General features: G+C 56.6%; 11 protein-coding genes. 8 read left to right on the top strand and 3 right to left on the bottom strand.

The features are described 5' to 3' along the window. Nucleotides 1-14: 14 nt before the first annotated feature. A complete protein-coding gene (locus GCE01_RS07910; RefSeq protein WP_373321844.1) occupies nucleotides 15-2780 on the bottom strand; it encodes a phosphoenolpyruvate carboxylase in 2766 nt (921 codons plus the stop codon). 125 nt (nucleotides 2781-2905) lie between these two features. On the opposite strand from GCE01_RS07910, the gene GCE01_RS07915 reads away from it, so the two are divergent. The 8 genes from GCE01_RS07915 (at nucleotide 2906) to GCE01_RS07950 (ending at nucleotide 10209) form a co-directional block, all read left to right on the top strand. Then, complete coding sequence (locus tag GCE01_RS07915; protein WP_099212696.1) at nucleotides 2906-4195, top strand: DUF445 domain-containing protein; 1290 nt, start codon at nucleotides 2906-2908, stop codon at nucleotides 4193-4195. A gap of 120 nt (nucleotides 4196-4315) precedes the next feature. Continuing rightward, nucleotides 4316-4798 carry an SUF system Fe-S cluster assembly regulator gene (locus GCE01_RS07920; RefSeq protein ID WP_046902051.1) on the top strand — a complete coding sequence of 161 codons (483 nt, stop codon included), beginning with the start codon at nucleotides 4316-4318 and terminating at the stop codon, nucleotides 4796-4798. A gap of 12 nt (nucleotides 4799-4810) precedes the next feature. After that, nucleotides 4811-6298 carry a Fe-S cluster assembly protein SufB gene (gene sufB / locus GCE01_RS07925; RefSeq protein WP_099212224.1) on the top strand — a complete coding sequence of 496 codons (1488 nt, stop codon included), beginning with the start codon at nucleotides 4811-4813 and terminating at the stop codon, nucleotides 6296-6298. A 3-nt stretch (nucleotides 6299-6301) separates the two neighbouring features. Then, nucleotides 6302-7072: a Fe-S cluster assembly ATPase SufC gene (gene sufC, locus GCE01_RS07930; protein ID WP_046901416.1), complete on the top strand. Its 771-nt coding sequence runs from the start codon at nucleotides 6302-6304 to the stop codon at nucleotides 7070-7072. Further along, on the top strand, nucleotides 7069-8262 hold the full coding sequence (gene sufD / locus GCE01_RS07935; RefSeq protein ID WP_099212226.1) for a Fe-S cluster assembly protein SufD: 1194 nt from the start codon (nucleotides 7069-7071) through the stop codon (nucleotides 8260-8262). The genes sufC and sufD overlap by 4 nt, the downstream gene beginning before the upstream one ends. Then, nucleotides 8259-9470 (top strand): aminotransferase class V-fold PLP-dependent enzyme, encoded by a 1212-nt coding sequence (locus GCE01_RS07940; protein ID WP_099212228.1) that lies wholly within the window; start codon nucleotides 8259-8261, stop codon nucleotides 9468-9470. The genes sufD and GCE01_RS07940 overlap by 4 nt, the downstream gene beginning before the upstream one ends. Further along, nucleotides 9467-9835 (top strand): SUF system Fe-S cluster assembly protein, encoded by a 369-nt coding sequence (locus GCE01_RS07945; protein ID WP_064273147.1) that lies wholly within the window; start codon nucleotides 9467-9469, stop codon nucleotides 9833-9835. The genes GCE01_RS07940 and GCE01_RS07945 overlap by 4 nt, the downstream gene beginning before the upstream one ends. Before the next feature lie 17 nt (nucleotides 9836-9852). Next, the gene (locus GCE01_RS07950; protein WP_046901420.1) at nucleotides 9853-10209 is read left to right on the top strand and encodes a HesB/IscA family protein; all 357 of its coding nucleotides are present in this window, start codon (nucleotides 9853-9855) and stop codon (nucleotides 10207-10209) included. Here the strand turns inward: GCE01_RS07950 and GCE01_RS07955 are convergent. Then, nucleotides 10154-11497, bottom strand: coding sequence for a class I SAM-dependent RNA methyltransferase (locus GCE01_RS07955; protein ID WP_099212230.1), 1344 nt, complete (start codon nucleotides 11495-11497; stop codon nucleotides 10154-10156). The two genes, GCE01_RS07950 and GCE01_RS07955, sit on opposite strands and share 56 nt — an antisense overlap. After that, a complete protein-coding gene (locus GCE01_RS07960) occupies nucleotides 11472-13232 on the bottom strand; it encodes a DEAD/DEAH box helicase (RefSeq protein WP_099212232.1) in 1761 nt (586 codons plus the stop codon). Before GCE01_RS07960 ends, GCE01_RS07955 begins: the two co-directional genes overlap by 26 nt. Nucleotides 13233-13762: the final 530 nt, after the last annotated feature.

Genomic DNA, 13762 nt, shown 5'->3' on the forward strand with positions numbered 1-13762 from the left:
ATAATGTTTCGTTCTTAACCGAATGCACGGTTCGTATGCATGATTGCCACGCCGATTTCCCGTAGCAGGTTGAACGAGCGTTCCAATGGCTGGAAAATTTCCCGGTGTTCCCGGGCAAAGCCACTCTCTTCACCTGCGTCGCCCGGCTCGCCAAAGTCCAGATTGGCCACGCTGGGGCCAGAGACCGGGAAGAGGTCATCCAGCAGATGCAGAGAGCGCGGGATATCCAGACACAGGATCAGGTTGGTGATGGAATCACGTGTCAGGTTATTGCGCGGACCAAAATAGGGAATGCGCGTAGATAGAACCCACAGGCGATCAATCAGTGCAAAGCGGATGGCGTGCAGTAGCTTCTCGCGGGGCTCCATATGCGGTGCATCCGGCCATGCGGCGCGTAGGGCAATATGATCCGTCTGGATACGGCGGAACATTGCCGGTGCGCTCGTCCAGAAGCGTAGAACTTCCAATCCATGGGAAATGGTCAGGAAATTCTGACGCTCCTCTTCGTCCTGCGCCTTGGAGGCCCGATCCAGCCAGGTCCCCGGATCAAGCTGACGGATTGTTGCGCGCAGGACTTCCAGATCGGAGTGAGCCAATGCCTGCCGCGCAAAGTCCATGGCTTCGCGGAAACGTGGCGAACTGGTGACAAACTGCTCGAATGTTTCCGGATGACGCTGCGCCGCACTTCCAAGTCCGTGCAGCACATTGGCCCACCAGCCAAGCTGCTGAAGGATGGCATTGTTCGGGATGGCGCGCAGCTGACTTGGATGCGTGATGCGCGTCACTGTAGCGGCGTCAGACTGACGCGCAGAAGGACGGGAGCCTGTCTTGTCGATCAGGGATGGTCCGAAAGCACTCAATAGTGCCGCATATCCAGGATCGTTGACTAGCGCGCCCATGTCCAGCGCGATGGTCGAAAAGAAGTCTGCTGCAAAATCCGGGCGTTCATAAACGGGATCATTCACGCTCGTCGGAACGTGCGCCACATGCTCGGCCAATGTCGCAATCGTGGAGGCTGCAATGCTTCCCGTTCCGAACAATGTATAGCCGTCGCCACCCTGGAATGCGGTTTCTACACGGCAGCCGACACCTGCATTCTGGAATGCAATCCGCGTTCTGGCCGGAGAAAAATAGTCCAGACGCTGGCGAAGGCTGAAAGGATGGGCGCCGCGGCCGATGCTTTCGCCATGGGTGTCGAACAGTGTGAGGGCAACGTCCTCGAGATCATGTTCTTTCAGCAGGTCCAGCGTCCGCATCCGCAGGCGCTCAACCAGATTCGTGGCTGCTAACTGCCCCACATAACGGCCCGAGTCCGAATAACCGAACTGGAGGGATAGTCTGCCATTCGCCCGCAGATAATCCCGCCAGTGTGGGGAGCGGAACGCTTCCTCAAGGATGGTCTCTCCGTTTTCGAGTGCGCTTTCTGTCTCGAAAAGAGGAGAAATTTCGATCTGACGATCCTGAATGCCAAACAGGCGGGCGAGCCACAGCGTGGCCAGCAGCGTGTATCCGCTTTCTGTTTCAGCAATAAGGAAACGGATGGGGGAGCCGGTATCGATGTGCTTGAGAATCTGCGCCATCGTCATCATCAGACGCGCGGCCGATGCCGGCTCGACGAGCAGAGAGCCAAAATCAACATGGCGTGCTGTCAGATCATCGAGGGCATCGTTAATCCGAGACAACAGCACGCGGCGGCGGGACGGAAGAGCCGGGTCATCCGTCAGGCCGAGGCGCGTTCTGGCAACGTTGTAAATCTGGGCGGCATTCAGACGCGTGTGAATGTGCGCAATACCCAGCCCGTGGCTCATGAACCCAGCCCGGAGTGTGCGCAGACGCAGGGCATCTGAAGCTTCCAGTCCCGATGCGGCGTCCCGGAAGAAGGGCTGAAGCTCTTTCGCGTCCAGCAGGGCTTTTTCCCGGTGTGCGATCAGGGTCTGTGCAAAGTCGCGAATGTCTTCGGGGGTAGCACTTTTGCTTCTTGGACATGCAGCATGTTGTGTCCGGACCGCTTCCATGGCGCGGCGAACACGCATCGCCAGTGACGTATCCTGAAGGCGGAGTTCAGTCAGGCCCGATTCAAGACGTTCAAGCTGGGCAAGTTTGAGTTCCAGACGGATGCGAATTGTGTCCCACCAGCCAATGTCATTGCGCCCGTCTGTATCAAAACCGACCCAGCTTGCGAGAATGACGGGTGAGGGATCCACATGATCCGCCTCGTTTGCCCACCGGGATGTCATTTTTTCAATGAGAGATGTCGTGAGCTCATCAAGTGCATCGCGGCCACGCAAAACGGCAGCCAGGGCGAGGGACTGCTCATCGGCAAGTGTCGGCGGTGCCGACCGGCGATGTGTTGTCAGGCATGGGAGAGGCGCTTCCGGATTGGAGGCACGTTCGGCCATGAGCGCATAGACATGGTCAGCCAGAGCAAACGTCGGGTGAGCTGTAAACACAGCGGCAATTGCTGGTTTAGTAAGGGCTTCCGGCGACGGTGCCTGCTCGACCAGTTTGGCCGCAACCTGCTTCAGACGCTCTGTCGGGTCCGCATCTTCAAGGCCGACATATTGGCGAAGATGAGCGGCACGCTGCGAAAAATATTCGTCCCGCAATGTTCGAACTGTGTGTTCCAGCTCCTCGATTTTCTCACCTTTTCCGATGGACAGTTCATCACCAATGGAGGCAATCAGATCACTAAGACCGTTGCGTTCCTGTGTCAGGCGCGTGGTCATGGCGTCGATGCGGTCGGAAAGGGATGTGTCGTGCCGGGAGGCGCAGTCAGACATCGGGAGCAGTCTCGCTTCTGCGGGAGGTAAATTGAAAACGGGCAAGTTATGTTCCATGCCCGGCCTGTAAGCGCAACCTTGTTGCGGACGCGACAGTGCGTCCGGATGATGCTATCGGAGGCTTCATGCATCCGGATATGAAGAAAGATGTCAGTCAGGCCACTCCGCAGAAAGGATCTTCGCCAACAAGATTGGCCGGAGGCCTTCTAATCGGCATGGGCGCGGTTGCCACAGGCACGACCTATCTCGCGGCCAGACATTTCTACGATGATAGCCTGGCGTTAGGTGTACTCCGGGCAGGCTCACGAGCTGGCGTTGTTGGAGGCTTGGCGGACTGGTTTGCAGTGACGGCCCTGTTCCGACATCCGATGGGGCTTCCTATTCCTCATACGGCTATCCTTCCCAGACAGAAGGTGCGGCTAGGGCAGGCGTTGGGCCGGTTTGTGTCCGGTCAGTTCTTTACGGATGCAGACGTTCATCGGGCCCTCTCCAAGATTGATCTGCCAGGTCTGATTGCGGACGCTCTCAGCGAGCCATCTACCCGACAGACGCTTGTCGCCACGCTGCGCGCCAGTATCCCCAGCCTGTTTGATCGCCTTGAGGACGGTCGGGCGAGTGCTGCTCTATCGCGCGCGCTGCCGGTCCTGCTCAATGGTGAGGAAATCGCGCCACTCGTCTCTCGCGCCATGAGGGCGATGGTGGACAGTGAAATGCATCAGGAAGTGCTCTCTTTCCTTCTGGCAAAGCTCAAGGCCACCGTCGCTGCCAAGGAGGGTGATCTGAGGCAGTTCGTCGAGGAGCGGGTGCGTGAGCAGGGGGGACGCTTCCTCGGCTGGGCCATTGGGGGATCGGTTGCCAATCGGGTTCTGACGGCTCTTCAGGCGGAAATTGAACGGATCGATCCGATGGACTCGGATATTCGGCATGGTTTCACGGCGTGGGTGCGGGCTGAAATCGATCGGATGGAAACGGATCCGGACCGCCGACAGGATCTGACGCGAGCGATTGGCTCGGTTCTGACGCATTCCAGCCTGAAGGCTTGGAGCGGCGAACTCTGGGAGCGCGTCCGCCGGATGGCAGAAGAGGATTGCGCAAAAGAGGACGGTTGGAGTGCCTCCGTTCTGGATACGGCAATTAGCGGCCTGGCAACGTCCATGCGTGAAAATGATCCGCTGAGAGAGCGCATCAATACGACCGTGGAGCGCATGGTCTCGAAGCTGCTTCCTGGCGTCAGAGACAAGCTCTCCGGGTTCATCGCCAACGTCATGGCAGGATGGGATGGTGATGACCTTGCGCGCCGTCTGGAGGCACGTGTAGGGCGGGATCTGGCCTATATTCGCGTCAACGGGACTGTCGTCGGTTTTTTGGCCGGAGCTGGCCTTGATCTGATCTCCCGCCTGTTTTTCGGTGTCTGAAGAGGTTATAACTCCGTTTAAGACATCACAAACTTCTTGACCTTTGTGACAGCATGGGTCATCTGGAACCTAATCAGGACTTCATAAGTCTTGAATGAATGTAATGTGAGTGTGCAAGCTATGCTGAGGCTCTCCAAACTAGCCGATTATGCCACCGTCCTCCTTGTCCACCTCGGACAGCACGAGGGTCTGGCAACAGCCGCCGCGCTGGCAGGAGAGACCGGAGTACCCGAGCCAACCGTTGCAAAGCTGCTTAAGGGTTTGGCTTCGAGCGGACTCGTCATCTCTCATCGAGGGGCACGTGGCGGTTATCGGCTGGCAGGTGCGCTGGAAGAAATTACGATCGCCACGGTTATCGCCGTTGTTGATGGTCCGATTTCAATTACAGCCTGCTGCGACGGTCGGGAGTGCGAACATAGCTCCCTGTGTGGCCTTTCGGGGCAATGGGACATGGTGAATGACGCCATTCTCCGAACGCTCAACAGTATTACGCTTGCGGATATGGACCGACATTCCGTTCTACATAGCGGGAAGGAGCCCAAGGAGCCTTCTCTCGACACTACCGGCGCCGGGCCAGTCCCCGTGGCTGATCCGGTCAACTGAGGACACCAAATCATGCCAGCTGTGACGGAGACCCGCGAGACAGTCGAAAAGCTCGCGAAGTCCAGTTACGAGTGGGGCTTCGAGACTGATATCGAAATGGATATCGCTCCCAAGGGCCTGAATGAAGATACGGTTCGCCTGATCTCGGAGCATAAGAGAGAGCCTGAGTGGATGCTGGAATGGCGTCTCAAGGCTTTCCGCATGTGGCTGGAAATGAAAGAGCCTGAATGGGCCAAAGTCAGCCACCCTCCGATTGATTATCAGGATGCGCATTACTTCGCTCAGCCCAAGAAGAAGCCTGGCCCGAAAAGTCTGGATGAAGTCGATCCCGAACTTCTCAAGACCTATGCCAAGCTAGGTATTCCGCTGCATGAGCAGGCGTTGCTGGCTGGTGTCGAAGGTGCTGAAGATCAGAAGCGTCTGCCTGTTGCCGTTGACGCTGTTTTTGACAGCGTGTCGGTTGCTACCACCTTCCGCAAGACGCTTGAAGAAGCCGGTGTCATCTTCTGCCCGATTTCGGATGCCATTCGCGAACATCCGGATCTCGTAAAGCAGTATCTTGGTTCGGTTGTACCAGCCGCTGACAATTTCTTTGCGGCACTGAATTCCGCCGTCTTTACGGATGGGTCGTTTGTGTTCGTTCCAAAGGGTGTGCGTTGCCCGATGGAGCTCTCCACGTACTTCCGGATCAACGCCCGCAATACCGGCCAGTTCGAGCGGACCCTGATTATCGTCGAAGATGGCGCGAGCGTCTCTTATCTGGAGGGGTGTACGGCTCCCCAGAGAGATGAAAACCAGCTTCATGCGGCGGTTGTCGAGCTGATTGCGATGGATGATGCGTCCATCAAGTACTCTACGGTGCAGAACTGGTATCCGGGAGACGACGAAGGTCGCGGTGGCATTTATAACTTCGTGACGAAGCGCGGAGCCTGCCGCGGCGCACGGTCCAAGATTTCCTGGACGCAGGTTGAAACCGGGTCTGCGATTACGTGGAAGTATCCATCCTGCGTTTTGGCAGGCGAGGGCTCGGTTGGCGAATTCTACTCTGTTGCTGTGACCAACAATCATCAGCAGGCCGATACAGGTACGAAAATGATTCATCTGGCGCCGAATACGCGCTCGACGATCATTGCCAAGACCATCTCGGCCGGTCGCTCTGACAGCACATATCGTGGTCTTGTTCGTATGCAGCCGAAGGCACGCAATGCGCGCAATTTCACGCAGTGCGACAGTCTGCTGATTGGTGATCAGTGTGGTGCACATACGGTTCCGTATATCGAGAGCCGCAACATGACCGCGCGTATCGAGCACGAAGCAACGACGTCTAAAATCTCCGAAGACCAGCTCTTCTACTGTCGCTCTCGCGGGCTTTCTGAAGAAGACGCAGTTGGTTTGATTGTTAACGGATTTTGCCGCGAGGTGCTCAAGGAGCTGCCAATGGAATTCGCGGTCGAGGCTCAGAAGCTACTCCAGGTCAGCCTCGAAGGAAGTGTGGGTTAAGACATGAATGATTTTCTCAAGATCCAGGGCCTCGAAGCACGCATTGATGCCGATGGGACGCCAAAGGAAATCCTGAAAGGGATCGACCTCGAAATTCCAAAGGGCGAAATTCATGCCATCATGGGCCCAAATGGCTCGGGCAAATCTACGCTCTCCTATGTCCTTTCCGGCCGCGATGACTATGAAGTAACGGGCGGAAGCGCGACCTTTAAAGGCCAGGATCTTCTAGCTCTGGACCCGGAAGAGCGTGCGGCTTTGGGCGTGTTTCTCGCATTCCAGTCTCCCGTCGAGCTACCGGGCGTCAATAACGCCAATTTTCTGCGGACAGCCGTCAATGCTGTGCGCCGTGCGCGTGGTGAAGACGAACTGGACGCTGTTGCTTTCCTGAAGGCTGTCCGGGCTGAGACCAAGCGTCTGTCCATGTCTGACGAAATGCTCAAGCGTGCTGTTAATGTAGGCTTCTCCGGCGGTGAGAAGAAGCGTAATGAAGTGCTCCAGATGCGCTTGCTGCAGCCCTCTTTCGCTATTCTCGACGAGACAGACAGTGGTCTGGATATTGATGCCCTGCGTATCGTTGCAGATGGCGTGAATTCTCTTCGCGGGCCTGACTTCTCGGCGCTTGTCATCACGCATCATCAGCGTCTGCTCGATTACATCGTTCCTGACCGTGTGCATGTCATGGCCAAGGGCAAGATCATCTTTAGTGGTGGTCCGGAAGTGGCGAAAACGCTTGAGAAGCAGGGCTACACCCAGTTCCTTGAGGCTGCAGCGTGAGTACAGGGACCGCAGTTCAGTCGTCCCCCGCCCTGAGCGCTTTCGTCGGGCGTGCAGCGGGACATGGCTCTGTTCTGGCTGAGCGCGGGATTCCCACGCGGCGTGTTGAGGCATGGCGATATACGCCCCTGCGGGCCTTTACGGAAACGGTGTGGAACGAAGCGCCTGCACTGTCGGATCACGACGTACAGTCGCTGTTGGATGCGCTGGCGTTGCCAAAGGCGGAAAGCCGTGCGGTTTTCGCGAATGGGCAGGAAGCTGCATCTCAAACACGCCTTTCGGAAAATCTCGTTCGTTCGCAGGGTGAAGCCGTTGACCCGTTAGAGGATCGCTTTTCAGCTATTCTCAATGCAGCCCTGCGTCAGAATGGTTTGTCCATTCGCGTGCCTGCAGGCGTTGCTGCTGGAACGCTGGTCCTCGTTTCCCTCACCTCAGGGAACGCCATTTCTACACATCTGCGCCATCAGATTGTTCTGGAAGACGGTGCATCTCTGACGGTGTTCGATTTTAACGCAGGGGACGGTCAGTATGTGACCAACCCGCGGTTTGACATTGTGGTTGGGAAGGGTGCCCAGCTGAATCACGTCAAACTGCAGCGTGAGGGCGCGGACGCGGGGCATCTTGCTCTTGTTTATGCATCCGTGGACGCGAACGGAAACTACGACAGCTTTACCCTGAATCAGGGTAGTGAGCTGGCGCGGCACGAAGTTGTTGCGACGCTAACCCAAGCCCATGCACAGGTCCATGTGAACGGAATTCAGATCGTGGATGGCACGCGCCTGAACGACCTGACGTCCATGATTCATCATGCAGCGCCTGATTGTGGATCGCGCCAAACGGTTAAGACTGTGCTCTCCGAGAGCGGACAGGGCGTGTTCCAAGGCAAGATTCTCGTCGATCGTGTTGCCCAGAAGACTGACGGCTATCAGATGAATCAGGCGCTTCTTCTGTCAGATAAGGCGCAGATTAACAGTAAGCCTGAGCTGGAAATTTACGCGGATGACGTGAAGTGCAGCCATGGCGCGACTGTGGGCGCACTGGATGACGAGCAGCTTTTCTATCTGCGCTCTCGTGGTGTGCCAGAAGCAGAAGCGCGCGCTATTCTCGTTCAGGCCTTCCTTCTGGATGCACTTGATCTCGTAACAGACGAGACCCTGCGCGACGTACTGATCCGGAGCATCACAGCATGACGCCGGCCGTACGCGCGCAGTTTCCGATCCTGTCTGAGCAGGTGCATGGTCGCCCGCTCGTCTTTCTCGACAGCGCCGCTTCAGCCCAGAAGCCGGAATGCGTGATCGAAGCTATGCGCGATGCGGCGTATCATCAGTACGCCAACATTCATCGCGGCTTGCACTGGATGAGTGAGCGGACAACAGAAGCTTACGAACGTACGCGTGATGCTGTCGCAGGGCTCGTCAATGCACCCGATCGCCATGAAGTTGTCTTCACGCGAAACAGTACAGAGGCCATCAATCTGGTAGCGCACAGTCTTGGCTCTTTGATGAAGCCAGGGCAGGCGGTTCTGATTTCGGAACTGGAGCATCATGCCAATATTGTCCCATGGCTTATGCTGCGGGACAGGGTTGGTATCGAACTCCGTGTGGCACCAATGGATGAGAGTGGTGACATCGATCTTGAGGCGTATGAAGCGCTTCTGGACGATGGCAATGTCGCTCTCGTATCCATTACGCATATGTCGAACGTGCTGGGGACCGTTACGCCTGCCAAAAAACTGGCAGAAATTGCTCATGCTCATGGCGCGCGCATCCTGTTTGATGGGTCGCAGTCTGTCGTACATCGGAAAATCGATGTGCAGGATATCGGAGCAGACTTTTTTACCTTCACTGGCCATAAGCTTTATGGGCCAACAGGTATCGGCGTGCTCTGGGGTAAGCGGGAGCTTCTAGATGCCATGCCGCCGTTCCTGGGTGGTGGCGAGATGATCCAGAATGTCTCTTTCGAGCGTGCGACCTGGGCGACTGTCCCTCATAAATTCGAAGCGGGAACCCCTGCCATTCTGGAAACGATTGGTCTGGGCGCGGCCGTTAAGTTCGTGGAGGGGATTGGCTACGACGCCATCTCTCGTCACGAAACAGCCTTGACCACATATGCCGAGCAGCGTCTGGGCGAGGTTGAGGGGCTTAAAGTTCTTGGGTCTCCGCAGGTTCGTGGTGGCGTTCTGTCCTTCGTGATGGACGGCGCTCATCCCCATGATCTGGCTACCTTGCTGGATCAGTTGGGAATTGCGATCCGTGCTGGTCAGCATTGTGCGGAGCCGCTTGTCCGTCGTCTCGGTGTGCATGCTACGGCACGCGCCAGCTTCGGTATTTACACGACACAGGATGAGATTGACGTCCTGATCACAGGCCTTGAACGGGCACGGAAGATGCTCACATGAGTGATGCCATGACCGAACAACACCCCATTGATGAGAGCACTCCCGTAACAGGTGAGGGCACCGGCCCGGACCAGGACGCTGTTATAGCGGCCATTGCGACCGTTTATGACCCGGAAATTCCGGTAAATATTTATGAGCTGGGCCTGATCTACGCGATTGACCTGCATGATGACGGCCGGGTCAATGTAGAAATGACCCTGACAGCTCCAAATTGTCCGAGTGCTCAGGAACTGCCGGAAATGGTGCGTGACGCCATTCTGAAAGTGCCAAATGTGACGAATGCCACTGTGGAAATCGTATGGGATCCGCCGTGGGACATGAGCCGCATGAGTGATGATGCGCGTCTTGCGCTTAATATGTTCTGATCTGAGGGGCAAAAGTCATGTCTGAAACCCTGACACGTCGACCACTTCCCGCTCTGATGTCTGTGTCTGATCGTGCTGCTGAGAGGTTGCGCGTTCTCTATGCCGGCGCTCATCAGGGACAACTTTTACGCATTGGTGTGGGCACGCGAGGCTGTTCAGGCCTGTCTTACGAAATGACTTTTGTGGATGAGCCAGCCGTAACGGACGAGCGCGTAGAAGACCAAGGTGTGACCCTGCTTGTTGATCGCAAGGCCACACTTTTTCTAACGGGAACAGTCATGGACTACGAGATCAAGGATCTCGAAGCCGGATTTACCTTCAGGAATCCAAATGAGAAGGGACGTTGTGGTTGCGGCGAGAGTTTTCACGTTTGATCCGTTTAGGATCACGTGAAAATACCAGAACCGTTTCCACTTCTGTGGACCAGAGGAACTGGTCCACAATTGTCCAGTTCAGGACTGAATAGCCTGCCTCTTTTAATGCACGGCCATCTTTTTCCAACGCAGCAGGATTACAGCTCACATAGACGATGTCTTTAACGCCAGACTTGGCGAGTGGCATTGTCTGTGCACCAGCACCAGCATAAGGCGGATCAAGAACGACAGCTCGCGTTGACTTCAGATCCTGAGGCAGAAGAGGCTGACGCATAAGATCACGATGGAATCCGTCCACCCGTCGACCGCCTGCTGCGGCCTTTAAGCAAGTTGCAGCAGCAAGATCGCCTTCATACGCTATTACGCGGCCTTTTTCCGACATGGGGAATGTCAGAGTACCGCAGCCTGCGAAAAGCTCGACTGTGATATCTTTTTTGTTGAGTGGCGGAAGCCCATCAACAACAGCCTGTACAATGGCGTTTTCCGCATCTTCAGTCGCCTGAAGAAAGGCAGCAGGAGGCGGAGTGATTTCCACGCCTCCAAATGCTTCCTTGACTGCCCGCGTCTGTGAGACCGTTTCAATAGAACGATCTTTCGGGTTTTGCCATGAAATCCGCGGCAGTCCGTGTTGCCTCCCGAAGGCGGCAAGTTTCGTGCGGTCAGCGGTAGTCAACTCAGCTGGCGTCGAAAGCGTCAGGTCTGGCCCACTATCCAAAAGATTGAGGACTAAGCCTCCACGGCCGGTCAACGCACCCAGAGAAGACAGGACCTCACGGAGTGGCTTCAGCAAAGCAAAAAGGGTCGGGTGCAGGACATGACACTCCGTCATATCCACCGGATCGCCATTGCGTCGATGAAGCCCGAGGATAACGCCACCTGGAACACGCTGGATCGCGAGGTCCATGCGTCGGCGCGTGTATGACGGCGTTTGATAACGCTGTGGAACAGGAAGATCTTCAAAGCCCGCTGCTGTTAGAGCTTCAGCGACTCGCGTTGTCTTCCAGTCCAGCAGCGCAGGCAATGACATCTGTTGAATCGCACAGCCACCGCATTCGCCAAAGAGAGTGCACGGAGGTGCAACTCTATCTGACGACGGAGCCGTAATTTCAATCAGTTCAGGGCGCGTACCAGAAAAACGGGCTAGCACTTCCTCTCCTGGCAACGTGCCAGGAATGAAAAGAACATGCCCGTCGTGATGAGCCACGCCGTCAGCCGCAGCGCCTAAACCTTCAATCCGGAGGGGAAAAGCTCCGGTCCCGGGGTTATTCATCACCGTAATGACGAGCATCGTGCTGAACGGGAAGGGTCAGGTCTGTTTCGGCTGCCACCGACAGCCTGTGTCGCCGAGGCACCAGCATGAATGCAGGTGTATCGCCGCCAAAGCCTGTCTTCGGCGCATCGTTTTCAAAGGCAGGGGCAAGTTCAACGGACTGGCGATCATGAGGAGCAGGCTGCGCAACGGGGGTTGCAACAGGCTGTGGCGCGTTTGCCACCTGTGTCTCGTCACGATCCGTGCGATTGCGCTTGCGCCCTCCACGTCGGCGCTTGTTACGGCGCTGTCCTTCCGATTCGTCCTCGATGCTGGATTCTTCGGAAGTCTGCGATGGGAGTGCCTGCGTGGGTGTCTGAATCAGGCGACCGTTCTCGTCTTCCTGAGCCCAATCAACGGACTGTATTCCGGCGAATTCCAGACGGGGAATAACCTTCCCTGTCAGGGTTTCAATTGCGTCCAGGAGGCGGCGGTCACGCGGTCCAGCAATGCTGAAGGCATGACCATGCTTACCGGCACGACCGGTGCGTCCGATGCGATGCACATAGTCTTCCGCATTGAACGGCAGATCAAAATTGAAAACATGCGACAGACCGCCGATGTCAATTCCACGCCCGGCAACGTCAGAGCAGACCAGAATCTTCAGCTCGCCAGACTTGAAGCTATCAAGCGTCGAAAAGCGTAAGGACTGTGCCAGATCGCCATGCAGATGACCTGCGGCGAATCCATGCTTTGTCAGATAACGCTGGAGCATGTCCACGTCGCGCTTGCGGTTACAGAACACAATGGCGTTCTGAACATTTTGCGCCTGAAGCAGCTTACGCAGTGCCCGGCGCTTCTCGTCTTCTTCAACGACGATCAGGCCTTCTTCAATCGTGGTCGCAACAGAAGATGGGCGGGAGACCGTGATCTGTACCGGATTTCTCAGGAACGCATCTGCAAGGCGACGAATTTCCGGTGCCATAGTGGCGGAGAAGAAAAGCGTCTGGCGATTTGCGGGCAGCAGGCTGACGATTTTTTCAATATCGGGAATAAATCCCATATCGAGCATACGGTCAGCTTCGTCGATAACCAGCGTGCTTGTCTGCGTCAGTAGCAGGCCGCCACGTCCGAACAGATCGAGGAGACGCCCCGGAGTCGCAATCAGAACATCCACGCCACGGTTCAGAACTTCGCGCTGTTCGGCCATGCTTTCACCGCCGATAAGCAGTGCATGAGTCAGGCGTAAGTGCTTGCCGTAAAGCTTGAAATTATCTGCAACCTGGAGGGCCAGCTCACGTGTCGGCTCAAGAATGAGCGAACGCGGCATTCTGGCCCGAGCGCGAGAACCAGACAGCTTCTCGATCATCGGAAGCGTGAAGGATGCTGTCTTGCCCGTTCCGGTTTGAGCAACACCCAGAACGTCGTGCCCCTTCAAAACTTCAGGGATAGCCTGAGCCTGAATAGGAGTCGGGTGCTCGTAACCGAGTTCCTGAATGGCGCGCATGATAGCGTCGGAAAGGCCAAGATCAGCAAAGCGCGGACGGTCTTCTGAGGTCTCAACAGCAACTACAACTTCAGCTTGGGCCGGCTCAGCTTTAATCTCAGCGACCACTTCCTGAATAGCTGGCGCAGTGACCGGAGCTTCAGCCTCGGGCCGAACCTTCCGAGGGCGTCCACGACGAGCTGGTGCTTTCGCTGGAGCCTCTGCTGCCTCTACCGGAGGAGCAACTTCAGAACGTGCTTCGGCTTCTGCTGGTTCAGGTGCGGACACCTCGGCTGCGACAGCAGCTTTGGGTTTACGCCCGCGACGTGGCTTCGGTGTCTCGGCTGGCTCCACGGCTTCAGGTGTAGCCTCAACAGCAACGACTTTCGGTTTACGACCGCGCTTTTTGGGAGCAGGCGCTGCGACTTCTTCAACGACAGCGTCACTCACAACCTTCGGCTTACGACCGCGGCGCTTGGGCGCAGGAGTTTCGGTTGCTTCCGGAGCAACAGCTTCGACGGACTCGGTTGTTTCCGGAGCTGGCTTGCGTGCCTTGCGGCGAGGAGTGCTCACAGTGTCAGTATCAACCGTCTCGCTCTTGGGGCGACGGCCACGACGTACTGGGGCAACTTCAGCAGTTTCTGGTGCGCTTTCCTCTTCGGAGATTGCAACTGCCTTCGTGCGCCGACGAGAAGGTGTTGCGGTCTTGGCAACGGCTTCTGTCTCTGTCTTTTGAGCGGCGGGACGACGACCGCGAGGCTTCTTTTCAGCTACGACCGGCTCAGGAGTAGCCGAATCGGCATCTTCCGTTTCGATCG

The sequence above is a fragment of the Gluconobacter cerinus genome (genome assembly GCF_002723935.1).
In the GTDB taxonomy this organism is placed as follows: Bacteria; Pseudomonadota; Alphaproteobacteria; order Acetobacterales; family Acetobacteraceae; genus Gluconobacter; species Gluconobacter cerinus.

Excerpts from the sequence above, each read along its gene's own strand:
- GCE01_RS07910 (WP_373321844.1), bottom strand. The coding sequence starts at position 2,780 with ATGTCTGACTGCGCCTCCCGGCACGACACATCCCTTTCCGACCGCATC.
- GCE01_RS07915 (WP_099212696.1), top strand. The coding sequence starts at position 2,906 with ATGCATCCGGATATGAAGAAAGATGTCAGTCAGGCCACTCCGCAGAAA.
- GCE01_RS07920 (WP_046902051.1), top strand. The coding sequence starts at position 4,316 with ATGCTGAGGCTCTCCAAACTAGCCGATTATGCCACCGTCCTCCTTGTC.
- sufB (WP_099212224.1), top strand. The coding sequence starts at position 4,811 with ATGCCAGCTGTGACGGAGACCCGCGAGACAGTCGAAAAGCTCGCGAAG.
- sufC (WP_046901416.1), top strand. The coding sequence starts at position 6,302 with ATGAATGATTTTCTCAAGATCCAGGGCCTCGAAGCACGCATTGATGCC.
- GCE01_RS07940 (WP_099212228.1), top strand. The coding sequence starts at position 8,259 with ATGACGCCGGCCGTACGCGCGCAGTTTCCGATCCTGTCTGAGCAGGTG.
- GCE01_RS07945 (WP_064273147.1), top strand. The coding sequence starts at position 9,467 with ATGAGTGATGCCATGACCGAACAACACCCCATTGATGAGAGCACTCCC.
- GCE01_RS07950 (WP_046901420.1), top strand. The coding sequence starts at position 9,853 with ATGTCTGAAACCCTGACACGTCGACCACTTCCCGCTCTGATGTCTGTG.
- GCE01_RS07955 (WP_099212230.1), bottom strand. The coding sequence starts at position 11,497 with ATGCTCGTCATTACGGTGATGAATAACCCCGGGACCGGAGCTTTTCCC.